This is a genomic window from Burkholderia sp. BCC1993 (assembly GCF_905339865.1).
Lineage (GTDB): Bacteria > Pseudomonadota > Gammaproteobacteria > Burkholderiales > Burkholderiaceae > Burkholderia.
The window spans coordinates 1-479 of record NZ_CAJPGZ010000071.1 but is presented as its reverse complement, the minus strand read 5'-3'; the positions used below and the strand labels follow the sequence as shown (position 1 = coordinate 479).

The window sequence follows — 479 nt, the reverse complement described above, 5'->3', positions numbered from 1 at the left end:
ATCGACAGTCGCTACAGGTTGAGTTCTCGCGTTGTGCCGTATTCCAATTGAGTCAAACATAGAGTTCGAATCATCTTGAGATACATCGATACAATCACAACCCGGATAGCTTTCACGTCCATCTCAAGACGCTTCCGCTATCCAAATTACTTACTTCTTCCAGATTGTTAAAGAACGACAGCCGATACATACTACGTATCACTCTGACTGGCTCAATCGCCAATGACAAAAATTCGACCAAGTCGAACGCTTGTCATTGAGGATTGGTGGAGGCAGACGGGATCGAACCGACGACCCCCTGCTTGCAAAGCAGGTGCTCTCCCAGCTGAGCTATGCCCCCATGTACAGATATTCCTCAGGTGTGTACCGCCACACAAGACGGTGGTGGGTCTGGTTGGATTCGAACCAACGACCCCCGCCTTATCAAGACGGTGCTCTAACCGACTGAGCTACAGACCCCTGAGTCTGTCTTTAAATTT

General features: G+C 49.1%; 2 tRNA genes. Both read right to left on the bottom strand.

The window, feature by feature from the left end:
- Nucleotides 1–264 precede the first annotated feature (264 nt).
- Nucleotides 265–340, bottom strand: a tRNA-Ala gene (locus tag U4Y91_RS36620).
- 42 nt (nucleotides 341–382) lie between these two features.
- Nucleotides 383–459 (bottom strand) — tRNA-Ile (locus U4Y91_RS36615).
- Nucleotides 460–479 lie beyond the last annotated feature (20 nt).